The 12303-nt window shown below is 68.7% G+C and carries 11 protein-coding genes; 7 read left to right on the top strand and 4 right to left on the bottom strand.

The features are described from left to right. The first annotated feature begins 35 nt into the window (after positions 1–35). Positions 36–500: a tRNA (cytidine(34)-2'-O)-methyltransferase gene (locus A5745_RS18260; protein ID WP_076117808.1), complete on the top strand. Its 465-nt coding sequence runs from the start codon at positions 36–38 to the stop codon at positions 498–500. Here the strand turns inward: A5745_RS18260 and A5745_RS18255 are convergent. Next, the gene (locus A5745_RS18255) at positions 497–982 is read right to left on the bottom strand and encodes a MarR family winged helix-turn-helix transcriptional regulator (protein ID WP_076117805.1); all 486 of its coding nucleotides are present in this window, start codon (positions 980–982) and stop codon (positions 497–499) included. The genes A5745_RS18260 and A5745_RS18255 overlap by 4 nt on opposite strands. Positions 983–1117: 135 nt before the next feature. Between A5745_RS18255 and A5745_RS18250 the strand changes: the two genes are divergently transcribed. Further along, on the top strand, positions 1118–2071 hold the full coding sequence (locus A5745_RS18250) for an NADP-dependent oxidoreductase (RefSeq protein WP_076059643.1): 954 nt from the start codon (positions 1118–1120) through the stop codon (positions 2069–2071). 11 nt (positions 2072–2082) lie between these two features. Here the strand turns inward: A5745_RS18250 and A5745_RS18245 are convergent, their stop codons facing one another. Then, entirely contained in the window at positions 2083–2727 is a 645-nt protein-coding gene (locus A5745_RS18245; protein WP_076117803.1) for a nitroreductase family protein, read from the bottom strand. Positions 2728–2750: 23 nt separating this feature from the next. Here A5745_RS18245 and A5745_RS18240 point away from each other — a divergent pair, with 23 nt between their 5' ends. Further along, positions 2751–3161 carry a TIGR03667 family PPOX class F420-dependent oxidoreductase gene (locus A5745_RS18240; RefSeq protein WP_076059647.1) on the top strand — a complete coding sequence of 137 codons (411 nt, stop codon included), beginning with the start codon at positions 2751–2753 and terminating at the stop codon, positions 3159–3161. A 1-nt stretch (position 3162) separates the two neighbouring features. Here A5745_RS18240 and A5745_RS18235 read toward each other — a convergent pair whose 3' ends face one another. Beyond that, complete coding sequence (locus A5745_RS18235) at positions 3163–6462, bottom strand: error-prone DNA polymerase (RefSeq protein ID WP_076117801.1); 3300 nt, start codon at positions 6460–6462, stop codon at positions 3163–3165. Between the two features lie 52 nt (positions 6463–6514). Between A5745_RS18235 and otsB the strand changes: the two genes are divergently transcribed. Next, positions 6515–7759 (top strand): trehalose-phosphatase, encoded by a 1245-nt coding sequence (otsB, locus tag A5745_RS18230; protein WP_139329683.1) that lies wholly within the window; start codon positions 6515–6517, stop codon positions 7757–7759. A gap of 8 nt (positions 7760–7767) precedes the next feature. On the opposite strand, the gene A5745_RS18225 is transcribed toward otsB, so the two are convergent. Further along, positions 7768–8640: a MaoC family dehydratase gene (locus A5745_RS18225; RefSeq protein ID WP_076059652.1), complete on the bottom strand. Its 873-nt coding sequence runs from the start codon at positions 8638–8640 to the stop codon at positions 7768–7770. Positions 8641–8733: 93 nt separating this feature from the next. Here A5745_RS18225 and A5745_RS18220 point away from each other — a divergent pair, with 93 nt between their 5' ends. From A5745_RS18220 to A5745_RS18210, 3 genes are all read left to right on the top strand, one after another. Further along, positions 8734–9438, top strand: coding sequence for a histidine phosphatase family protein (locus tag A5745_RS18220; protein ID WP_076117797.1), 705 nt, complete (start codon positions 8734–8736; stop codon positions 9436–9438). Positions 9439–9506: 68 nt separating this feature from the next. Next, positions 9507–11510: an SDR family oxidoreductase gene (locus A5745_RS18215; protein WP_076117795.1), complete on the top strand. Its 2004-nt coding sequence runs from the start codon at positions 9507–9509 to the stop codon at positions 11508–11510. Positions 11511–11557: 47 nt separating this feature from the next. Continuing rightward, a complete protein-coding gene (locus A5745_RS18210; protein ID WP_083662970.1) occupies positions 11558–12298 on the top strand; it encodes a 2OG-Fe dioxygenase family protein in 741 nt (246 codons plus the stop codon). The last annotated feature ends 5 nt before the right edge of the window (positions 12299–12303 follow it).

Here is a 12303-nt window from a genome sequence, read left to right as displayed (position 1 = left end):
GTCACCGGCACGGACGGTTTTGCAATGATCGGCAGATGTTTCGGCTGCTGTTCTATAGCCCGCGCATCGCCCCCAACACCGGCAACGCCATCCGGACGGCGGCCGCCACCGGCACCGAATTGCACTTGGTCGAGCCGCTGGGTTTCGATCTGTCCGAGCCCAAGCTGCGCCGGGCCGGGCTGGATTACCACGACCTGGCGTCGGTCACCGTGCACCCGTCGCTGCCGGCGGCGTGGGACGCGCTGCTGCCGGCGCGGGTGGTGGCGTTCACCGCGCACGCGAGCACCTCGTTCGCCGACATCGGTTACCGGGCCGGCGACGTGCTGATGTTCGGGCCGGAACCCGACGGACTGGACGCGGCGACCCTGGCCGACCCCCACGTCACGCAGCAGGTGCGCATCCCCATGCTTGCCGGCCGGCGCTCGCTGAACCTTGCCAACGCGGCGGCGATCGCCGTGTACGAGGCCTGGCGCCAGCACGGATACGCGGGCGCGGTCTAGCCGTGGCGTTTGCGCGGAGCGGCCGAGCGGGGTGGCCGATCACGCATGTGATCGCGGACGCGACTCATGAGATCCCCGAGGATCTGCGCGTCTTGATCGGAAAGTGAGCCGTACAGGAGTTCGCGCACGACCTGGATGTGGCCGGGTAGAACCTTGGCGACAAGGGCTCGACCCGCCTCGGTGATCTCGACGCCAGTGGCGCGCTTGTCATGGGTACTGACTTGGCGGGTGATGAGCCCCGCCTTTTCCAACAGTCCCGCCTGATGGGTCAGGCCGCTGCGGCTATAGACCACGCCATCGGCGAGCTCGGTCATGGTGAGCGGTTGGCCGGCGTCGACCAGTTTGGCCAAGACCTCGAACTGCACGTAGCTGAGGCCGCCCTCGGCCTGCAACTGCTGTCGCACGGCGTACTGGAGCAAGCTGGTCGCCTCGGTCAGGGCGAAGTAAGTGCGCAGTTGCACGGGTTTGAGGCCTTCGGCCATCCCGCCATCTTAATGTTTCAACATCGAAGCAATGAGACGACCGTCACAGCCGTCTTCGGAATTGCTTCGATATTGAAGCAAGTTACTCCAGGTGCAACTGCTTCAACATCGAAGCAATCGAGGAAGGGGAAGATCATGAAGGCTGTGCGATACCACCGTTACGGCGACAGCGACGTCTTGCAGTACGAGGAGGCCCCGCGACCGCTGCCGGGCCCGGGGCAAGTGCTGGTGAAGGTGGCCGCCACCTCGTTCAACCCGGTGGATGCCGGCATTCGCGGCGGCTATCTGGCCGAGGTGTACCAAATCAGCTTCCCGCACATCCCCGGCGTCGACGTCTCGGGCACGATCGCCGAACTCGGTGACGGCGTTCAGGGATGGAACGTCGGCGATGCGGTCGTCGCGTTTCTGCCCCTGGATGCCGATGGCGCCGCCGCGGAGTACGCGATAGCGCCGGCCGAGTCGCTGGCCGCCGCACCGCAGTCGGTGGATCTAGCGGATGCGGCTGCACTGCCGGAGCCCGCATTGACGGCGTGGCAAGCGCTGTTCGAGATCGCCGGTTTGACGGCCGGGCAGACGATCCTGATCAATGGCGCGTCGGGCGCGGTCGGCGGCTACGCGATTCAGCTGGCCACGCAGGCCGGTGCCGTCGTGACCGCGACCGCCAAGGCGCGTGACGCCGAGCGCCTGCGCGGCTTGGGCGCCGACCGGATCGTCGACTACATCGACTACACGCGCTCGCCGATCGACGTCGATGGTGCACCGTTCGACGTGGTGCTCAACCTGGTCAGCACCTCGCCGGAGGAGACCGAAGCCCTCATCGGCGTCGTCGCCGACGGCGGCTTTCACGTCGGCACCATGACTTCTGGCCCGGAAAACCCCGGCCGCCGGATCCGCACGCAACGGGTCTTCGTACGCAGCGACGCCGGGCAGCTGGCCGGGCTGGTCAGCCGCGCCGACGCCGGGCAGCTGCGCATCGAAGTCGCCGACCGGCGCCCGCTCGATCAGGCCGCGGCCGTGCACGCCGACTCCGACGCGGGCCGCCTGCACGGCAAGACCATCCTCCTGCCGGACGCCCCGTTCAGGCGGTGACGACCTAGCGGCTACCAGCTGTTCCAATGCGTGAGGCTCTCGGCGGGCAGCCGCTTGGCCCGCCGGAAGTCGGTGCCTTTGGTGTAGGCGATCGGGAACAGCCCGCCCTGGCTGTACCGGTCGTAGGGGATGCCGAGCACTTCGGCGGCCTGCTTTTCGCCATCGCGCAGCAGGTGCAGCGTCGTCCAGCAGGAGCCCAAGCCGCGGGAGCGCAGCGCCAGGCAGAAGCTCCACACCGCCGGGAACAGCGATGCCCAGAACGACACGCCGCCCAGCGGCGTCTTGTCCTCGCGGCCTTCGATGCAGGGAATCATCAGCACCGGCGCCTCGTGCATGTGTTCGGCGAGATAGGTCGCGGAATCCCTGACCTTGCCCATCCGCTCACCGCGGGTGTCTCCCTCGGCGTACTCGGGCGACGGCGAGGCGAGGTAGCCGCGGGCATTGTTCAGGTAGATGTCGCCGATCGCCTTCTTCTTCTCGGCGTCCTCGACGAAGACCCACTGCCAGCCCTGCGAGTTGGAGCCCGTCGGCGCCTGCAGCGCCAAGTCGAGGCATTCCATCAACACCTCGCGAGGTACCGGCCTGTCGAAATCGAGGCGCTTTCGGACCGAGCGAGTGGTGGTGAGAACTTCGTCGACGGACAAGTTGAGGGTCATGGGTGGAGACTACATTCGGGCCCATGAGCGTCGAACTGACACAAGAGGTTTCCGGCAGGCTTATCTCCGACCACTATGGGTGGCTGACAACGGTCGCAAAATCGGGGCAACCGGTACCGCGGCTGATCTGGTTCTACTTCGACGGCGCAAAGCTGACGGTGTACTCCATGCCGCAGGCGGCCAAGGTGGCCCACATCAAGTCGCACCCGAAGGTGAGCCTCAATCTGGATTCCGACGGCAACGGCGGTGGCATCATCGTCGTCGGCGGGATCGCCACGGTGGACGCCGTCGACGTCGACTGCCGCGACGACGAGCCCTACTGGGCGAAGTACAGCGAGGAAGCGGCGAAGTTTGGCCTCACCGAGGCGATGGGCTCCTACAGCACCCGGCTGACGATCACCCCGACCAAGGTGTGGACGACACCGACGGGCTGAGTCAGCGGAAGTCACGCGAGCGCGAACCGACCGCCAAGGTGATGCGGCCCAACCGCTCGGCCACGACAGTGACTGCACCACTGGCGTTTTGGACCTGACCACGCACCAGCAGCGCCGGCGCGGTGTTGGCCAGCTTGCGGTGCCGGGCCCACACCCCCGGCGTGCAGAGCACGTTGACCATCCCGGTTTCGTCCTCGAGATTGAGGAAGGTCACCCCTTGGGCCGTCGCGGGTCGCTGCCGATGGGTCACCGCGCCGGCGATCAGCACGCGATCGCCGTCGGGCACGCTCAGCAGCTTCTCGGCCGGAACCACGCCCATCGCGTCGAGATCGTCCCGCAGGAACTGCGTCGGATAGCTGTCCGGCGAGATGCCGGTGGCCCACACGTCGGCGGCGGACAGCTCCAGCTCACTCATCCCCGGCAGCGACGGAATGTGCGACGACGACCCCACGCCGGGTAGCCGGTCGGGCCGCTGAGTGGCCGCCGCCCCGGCCGCCCACAATCCCTCGCGGCGGGACATCCCGAAGCACCCAAAAGCCCCGGCCGTCGCCAGCGCTTCGGTCTGCGGCACGGATAGCTGTAGCCGGGCGGTCAGATCCAGCAGAGAAGCGAACGGGCCGTGGGCTTTTCGCTCCTCGACCAGTTGTTCGGCGAGATCGTCGCCGATATGACGGACGGCGCCCAAACCCAGCCGCACTTCCGTCCCGGCGTTCTCGAGGGTGGCGTGCGCCAGGCTGGCGTTGACACACGGACCGTGCACCACCACCCCGTGCCTGCGCGCATCGGCCACCAGTGACTGCGGGGAATAGAAACCCATCGGCTGTGCGCGCAGCAGCGCGGCGCAGAACGCCGCCGGGTGGTGCAGCTTGAACCACGACGAGTAGAACACCAGCGACGCGAAGGACAGTGCGTGGCTTTCCGGGAAGCCGAAGTTGGCGAATGCCTCCAGCTTTTCGTAGGTCCGCTCGATCACGTCGTCGGTGGCGCCGTGCAGCGCGCGCATGCCGTCGTAGAACCGGCCGCGCAGGCGTCGCATGCGTTCGGCCGACCGCTTGGATCCCATGGCGCGCCGCAGCTGGTCGGCCTCGGCGGCCGAGAAGCCGGCGCAGTCGACCGCGAGTTGCATCAGCTGTTCTTGAAAAAGCGGAACCCCCAGCGTCTTTCGCAGCGCCGGTTCCATGGAGGGGTGGTCGTAGACGACCGGATCGATGCCGTTGCGCCGCCGGATGTAGGGGTGGACCGACCCGCCCTGGATGGGCCCGGGACGGATCAGCGCCACCTCCACCACCAGGTCGTAGAACTCCCGCGGCCGTAGCCGCGGCAACGTCGCCATCTGCGCCCGCGACTCCACCTGGAACACGCCAACGGAATCGGCGCGTGCCAGCATCTCGTACACCGCCGGTTCGGAGAGATCGAGCCTGGCCAGATCGACCTCGATGCCCTTGTGTGCGGCCACCAGGTCCTTCGCATAGTGCAGCGCCGAGAGCATGCCCAGCCCGAGCAGGTCGAACTTCACCAAACCGATTGCCGCGCAGTCGTCTTTGTCCCATTGCAGAACGCTGCGGTTCTCCATGCGGGCCCACTCCACCGGGCACACGTCGGCGATCGGACGGTCGCAGATCACCATGCCCCCGGAGTGGATTCCCATGTGCCGCGGCAGGTTCCGGATCTGGGTGGCCAGGTCGATCACCTGCGGCGGAATGTCTTCGATGTCGGGCGAGTCGGCCAGCCCGTTCCAGCTGCTGACCTGCTTGCTCCACGCGTCCTGCTGTCCCTGCGAGAAACCCAGGGCGCGGGCCATGTCGCGCACCGCGATTCGCCCCCGGTAGGTGATCACGTTGGCGACCTGTGCGGCGTAGTCCCGACCATATTTGTCGTAGACGTACTGGATGACCTTTTCGCGCTGGTCCGATTCGATGTCCATGTCGATGTCGGGCGGACCGTCACGGGCGGGCGACAGGAAGCGCTCGAACAACAGCTCGTTGGTCACCGGGTCCACCGCGGTGACGCCGAGTGCATAGCAGACCGCGGAGTTGGCCGCCGATCCCCTGCCCTGGCACAGGATGTTGTTGTCCCGGCAGAACCGGGCGATGTCGTGCACCACCAGGAAGTATCCCGGAAACTGCAGTTGTGCAATGACTTTCAGCTCATGCTCGATCTGGGAGTAGGCCCGCGGCGCGGCCTCGGCCGGTCCGTAACGGTCGCGCGCCCCGGCCATCACCAGCTGCCGCAGCCAGCTGTCCTCGGTGTGCCCGTCGGGCACGTCGAACGGCGGCAGCTGCGGCGCGATGAGCGCCAGCCCGAACGCGCACTGCTCGCCAAGCTCGGCCGCGGCGGTCACCGCCTCGGGCCGCTGCGCGAACAGCCGGGCCATCTCCTCGCCGGAGCGCAGATGCGAACCGCCCAGCGGGGCCAGCCATCCCGCGGCGGAATCCAGCGACTGCCGGGCCCGGATCGCCCCCATCGCCATGGCCAGCCGCCGCCGCGACGGCCCCGCGAAGTGCGCGCCAGTGGTGGCGACGACACCGACACCGAACCGCGGCGCGAGTGCGGCCAGGGCTTCGTTGCGTTCGTCGTCGAGCGGATGACCGTGATGGGTCAACTCGATGCTGACCCGCGCCGCGCCGAACCGGTCGACCAGGTCGGCCAGCGCGCGGGCCGCCGCGTCCGGGCCGCCGTCGGAAAGCGCTTGGCGCACATGGCCTTTGCGGCACCCGGTCAGGATGTGCCAGTGCCCGCCCGCCGCCTCGGTCAGCGCGTCGAAGTCGTAGCGCAGCTTGCCCTTCTCGCCGCCGGCCAGATGCGCAGCGGCCAGCTGCCGCGACAGCCGACGGTAGCCCTCCGGGCCACGGGCCAGCACCAGCAGATGCGGCCCGGGCGGATCGGGCTCCTCGGTGCGGGCGACGGGCGCGAAAGACAGTTCGGCGCCGAAGACGGTACGCACGTCGAGTTCCGCGGCCGCTTCGGCGAACCGCACCGCCCCGTACAGCCCGTTGTGGTCGGTCAATGCCAGAGCGCGCAGATCCAGCCGGGCCGCCTCCTCGACCAGCTCCTCCGGCGTGCTGGCCCCGTCGAGGAAGCTGTACGCCGAATGCGCGTGCAGCTCGGCGTAGGCGACGGACGAACGGACCCTCCGGTTGTCGTCCGGCGGCTCATACGCCCCGCGCTTGCGCGACGTGGGGACGTCTCCCCCGGCTTCGAAAGCCGGCTCGACCGGGGCCGGGCCGCCCGCACGGCGCGGCTTGCCATCGAGCACCCGCTCCATTTCCGCCCAACTCGGCGGCCCGTTGAACCAGCCCACACGGTGAGTATATCGAATGTATGTTCGATTCCGCTCCGTGAGAAAGTTGGTCGTGCGCAAGTTGGGGCAGGTCATCATCGACCCGCGCCGCCATGACGCGGTGCTGTTCGACCTCGACGCGGTGGTGACGGCCGAGGGCGCCGCGGCGCACTCGGCGATGACGCTGATCCGGCTGCTGCACGAGATCGGTGCCGGCACCGCCGTTTTTACCCACGACCGCGACCGCCGAGACGCCCTCGCGGGGATCGACGTGCGGGTGGGTGGCCCGGTCGAGACGGCCGGCGGGCTGGGCGCGCGACCCGGTCGGTGCGTCGTCGTCGCGCACGACGCGGCCGGCGTCGCGGCGGGGCGCGACGGTGGATTCGCGTTAGTCATCGGGGTCGACCCCACGGGTCACCGCGACGAGCTGCGCCGGTTCGGCGCCGACGCGGTCGTCGCCGGGCTGCAGGAAGTGACCGTGCGGACCGGGGACCGACGGCTCTCGCAGCTTCCCGACGCATTGCAGGCCCTCGGCCTGGCCGCGGGCCTGACCGCCCGGCAGCCGGCGGTGTTCTTCGATTTCGACGGCACGCTGTCGGACATCGTCGACGATCCGGACGCGGCCCGGCCGGCCGCCGGTGCGGTCGAGGCGCTGCGGAAATTGGCCGCGCATTGCCCGGTCGCGGTGCTGTCCGGCCGCGACCTCGCCGACGTGACCGAGCGGGTCGGCCTGCCCGGCATCTGGTATGCGGGCAGCCACGGTTTCGAGCTGACCGCACCCGACGGAACGCACCACCAAAACGAGGCCGCGGCGGCGGCCATACCGGTGCTGGAGCGGGTTGCCGCCCAGCTGCGCGACCAGCTCGGGTCGGCTCCCGGTGTTGTGGTGGAGCACAAGCGATTCGGTGTGGCCGTGCACTATCGCAATGCCGCCCGAGATCGCGTCGGCGAGGCGGCGGCGGCGGTGCGCGCGGCGGGTCAGCGTCACGCGCTGCGCGTGACCACCGGCCGCGAAGTCATCGAGTTGCGTCCGGATATCGACTGGGACAAGGGGAAAACGCTTCGGTGGGTGATCGACCACCTGCGTCACGCCGGTCCTCAGGCCGGAGCGAACCTGACGCCGATCTATCTCGGCGACGACATCACCGACGAGGATGCGTTCGACGCGGTGCGCCACGACGGCGTCCCAATTGTGGTGCGGCACACCGACGATGGCGACCGCGCCACGGCGGCACTGTTCGCGCTGGACAGCCCCGCGCGCGTCACCGAGTTCACCGACCGGCTGGCGCGTCAGCTAAGCGACGCCCACGTGGGCTAGCCGACCAGCTAGCCGTCCACGTATTCCGCCGCGCCGTCGTCGAGCACCACGCGCGCGGGGTTGCCTTCGGCGCCCGACGCCTCGGTGCGGAAAACCGCCTTGCCCGGCTCGGTGCGCCAGATCAGCGTGGTCAGCGTTTCGCCGGGGAACACCGGCGAGCTGAACCGCGCATCGATCGAGGTGACGTTGGCGGCCACCCCCTTGCCGAGCTCGGCGACCAGCGCCCGGCCCGACACGCCGTAGCTGCACAGCCCGTGCAGGATCGGCTTGGGGAACCCGGCCAGCTCCCGGGCGAACCACGGGTCGCTGTGCAGGGGGTTGCGGTCACCGGACAGCCGGTAGATCAGCGCCTGGTCCTCGCGGGTGGGCAGCGGGATCCGGACGTCGGGCTCGCGGTCCGGAAATTCCGGCGCGACCGGCCGCTGACCCGGCTGCCCCCCGAAACCGCCCGCGCCCCGGATGACGAAGGTGGTCGACGCTTCGGCGATCAGCGCCCCCGAGTCCGGGTCCGTGCCCCGAGAGCGCAGCATCACGACCGCGTTCTTGCCCTCGCCCTTGTCCTGAATGTCGGTGACCTCGGAGACCACCGACAGCTTGCCCGCCGCCGGCAGCGGCGCATGCAGCCGGATACCCTGCGATCCGTGTAAAAGCATGGCCCAGTTGAACTTTCCGATCTTGCCCGCCGCCCCGAAGGCCGGGCAGCAGATCACTGCGTAGGTGGGAAGCACTTGTTGGGGAGTGTCGTGGCTGTTCTCCGTGGTGAACGACAAGTCATCGATCCCACAACCGACGCCGAGGGCATACAGCAACGTGTCCCGGTCCGTCCATTCGAAGGTCATCGGTTCGGTCACCGCACCGACGGCACTCGGATCAATCGCCATACGAGCATCCTCTCCAGTGGAAATTCGGCTTTTTCTGCACTCAACCATCGCAAACCCTTCCCACCGACATGGTGGGCAGGGCAGGCTATCGCCATGCGCAATCGCAGCATGATCTGGAAGGCGGCCAGCGTGCTTGCCGCAACGGTAATCGTCGGTGCCTGCGGCGGCTCGGCGCAGGCGCACAGCATCACCCTGACCTTCATCCGCAACGCGCAGTCCCAGGCGAATGCGGACGGGGTCATCGACACCGGTATCCCCGGCCCCAGCCTCACCGCCGAGGGCAAGGGGCAGGCCCAGCAACTGGTACACCAGGCCGGCCACAACCAGTACGACAGCGTCTACGCCTCGGAGATGGCGGAAGCCCAGCAGACCGCCGGGCCGCTGGCCAGCGAACTAGGCAAGCAGGTCGAGGTGCTCAACGGCCTGCAGTCGATCAACGCCGGCTGGTACAACGGCAAACCCGAAACGATGTCAAGCTCGACGTACATGCTGGCGCCGGCGGACTGGATCAACGGCGACCTGCAGAACAGCATCCCGGGGTCGGTCAGCGGCAAACAGTTCAACGATCAGTTCACCGCCGCGATCCAGAAGATCTACAACAGCGGTCACCACAGCCCGGCGGTGTTCTCGCAGGGCACGGCGATCATGGTCTGGACGCTGATGAACACGAAGAACGCCAAGACCAGTCTGCTGAGCAGCCATCCCCTGCCAAATATCGGCCGCGTGGTCGTCACCGGCAACCCGGTGGACGGCTGGACGCTGGTGGACTGGGACGGCATCCGCAACTTCACGGCCTGAGCGACGTCTAGCCGACAGCGGTACAGATCACGGTTGACGTGCGCGGCACCAACCGCCACCATGGCTGCATGCGGTATGTCGTTACCGGCGGTACCGGGTTTATTGGTCGCCGCGTCGTAGCTCGCCTGTTGGACGAGCACGCCGATGCCGAGGTGTGGGTGCTGGTCCGCCGCCAGTCGCTGGGACGCTTCGAGCGCCTCGCCGCCCAGTGGGGGGAACGGGCGAAACCACTGGTCGGCGAGCTTCCGGAGCTAACGCTCAGCGACGAGACCGTGGCGGAGCTGGGTCCAGTCGCCCATGTCGTGCACTGCGCGGCGATCTACGACCTCACCGCCGGCGAGGCCGAGCAGCGGGCCGCCAACGTGGAGGGCACCCGCGCCGTCATCGGGCTGGCGCAGCGGCTGGGCGCCACGCTTCACCACGTGTCATCGATCGCGGTGGCCGGCGACTTCGCCGGCGAGTACACCGAGGACGACTTCGACGTCGGCCAGCGGTTGCCGACGCCGTATCACCAAACCAAGTTCGAGGCCGAGTCGCTGGTGCGCTCGGCGCCCGGCCTGCGCTACCGCATCTACCGGCCGGCGGTGGTAGTCGGCGATTCGCGCACCGGCGAGATGGACAAGGTCGACGGTCCCTACTACTTCTTCGGAATACTGTCGGTGCTGGCCCGCCTTCCCAAGTTGACGCCGATCCTGCTGCCCGATACCGGGCGCACCAACATCGTCCCGGTCGACTACGTGGCCGACGCGCTGGTCGCCCTCATGCACGCCGACGGTCGAGACGGGCAGACCTTCCACCTCACCGCGCCGAAAACCATTGGGCTGCGCGGCATCTACCGCGGTGTCGCCAAGGCGGCCGGGCTGCCCCCGCTGCGCGGGTCGCTGCCCCGCTCGGTGGCGGCACCGGTGCTGAAGGCCAGTGGGCGCGCCAAATGGATGCGCAACATGGCGGCCACCCAGCTCGGGATTCCCGCCGAGATCCTCGACGTCGTAGACCTGAAGCCCGTATTCGTCAGCGACGAGACCCGGAAAGCGTTGCGCGGCACCGACATCGAGGTCCCCGAGTTCGCGAGCTACGCCCCCAAGCTGTGGCGGTACTGGGCCGAGCACCTCGACCCCGACCGCGCGCGGCGCGACGACCCGACGGGCCCGCTGCAGGGCCGGCACGTCATCATCACCGGTGCATCGAGCGGCATCGGCCGCGCGTCGGCCATCGCCGTCGCGGAAAAGGGCGCGACGGTTTTCGCGCTGGCCCGCAACGCCGACGCGCTGGATCAGCTGGTGGCCGAGATCCGTGCCAACGGCGGGCAAGCGTTCGCGTTCACCTGCGACGTCACCGACTCCACCTCGGTGGAGCACACCGTCAAGGACATCCTCGGCCGCTTCGACCACGTCGACTACCTGGTGAACAACGCCGGCCGGTCGATCCGGCGCTCGGTGGTCAACGCGACGGACCGCATGCACGACTACGAACGGGTGATGGCGGTCAACTACTTCGGCGCGGTGCGGATGGTGCTGGCGCTGCTGCCGCACTGGCGCGAGCGCCGGTTCGGGCACGTCGTCAACGTGTCCAGCGCCGGTGTGCAGGCCCGCAATCCGAAATACAGTTCGTACCTGCCCACCAAGGCCGCGTTGGACGCGTTCGCCGATGTCGTCGCGACGGAGACGCTGTCCGACCACATCACCTTCACCAACATCCATATGCCGCTGGTCCGCACGCCGATGATCGTGCCGTCGCAGCGGCTCAACCCGGTTCCGCCGATCAGCCCCGAGCGCGCCGCGGCAATGGTGGTGCGCGGGCTGGTGGAGAAACCGGCCCGCATCGATACCCCGATGGGCACGCTGGCCGAAGTCGGCAACTACTTCACACCGAGGCTGTCGCGGCGGATCCTGCATCAGCTCTACCTGGGCTACCCGGATTCGGCCGCGGCCCGCGGGCTGCCCACCGACCCGGGCGCGGCCGCACCGGCCCGCCGCAAGCCGAAGCGCCCGGCGCGGGCCGTCGCCCGCGGCATCCGGACGCCCCGCCCGGTCAAGCGGCTGGTGCGATTGGTGCCCGGAGTGCACTGGTAAATCCGCTAGTTGCGTTTGGCCGCACCGGATTGCGGTATTCCCGACCGATGGCCCGGATTACTTCCGACCGGCGCACGCACGCCGACCCGGTCGCCGTCGCGGCGGAACAGCTCACCAGCACGGGCGCGGCCCTGATCCCGTCGTTCGACGTGACCCGGAGCCTGGGGGTGGGCCGTGAAGCCTGGACGCGCTTTGGCCGGCACTGGGAGGACCTGGTGCCCGACCCCTACGCGGCGGAGCTGGGCGTGGTGCGGCTACGCCGCTACGGCCAGTACCTGTTTCGCGACGGGGTTGCGCAACGGATGCCCGCCAACACCTTCGCGCAGCCGGACGACTCCAATCCCCTCTACATCAACCGGGGTCGCGACTTCGAGCCGCTGACCGACGCGTTCGGCCAGGATCCCTTGCTGCACAAGGTGATCAAGCTGCTGGCCCGCTTGGCGGCGGCCCTGGACGACGTGGTCAACTGGAACGTCAAGGTGCATCCGTTCCGCGTCCGGTCCACCGGCGAGGGTGGCCATCCGACGCCCGAGGGCATGCACCGCGACGGCGTCACCCTGGTCAGCGCGCTGCTGATCGGACGCCGCAACGCCATCGGTGGCGAGAGTTCGGTGTGCGACTCGGACGGTCACCGGTTGCTGACGACCACGCTGGCCGAGCCCGGGACGTTGCTGCTGGGCGACGACCGCCGGACCCTGCACGGCGTCACCCCGGTCCGGCCCATCGACGCCCCCGCGCCGGCGCAGCGCGACGTCCTGGTGATCACTTTCGCGTCCCGCTGGCCCTGAGCGTC

This window comes from Mycobacterium sp. IS-2888, from assembly GCF_001954215.1.
Classification (GTDB): domain Bacteria; phylum Actinomycetota; class Actinomycetes; order Mycobacteriales; family Mycobacteriaceae; genus Mycobacterium.
Note: the sequence above shows the minus strand (reverse complement) of the source record. Positions and strands in the feature narration are given on the sequence as shown.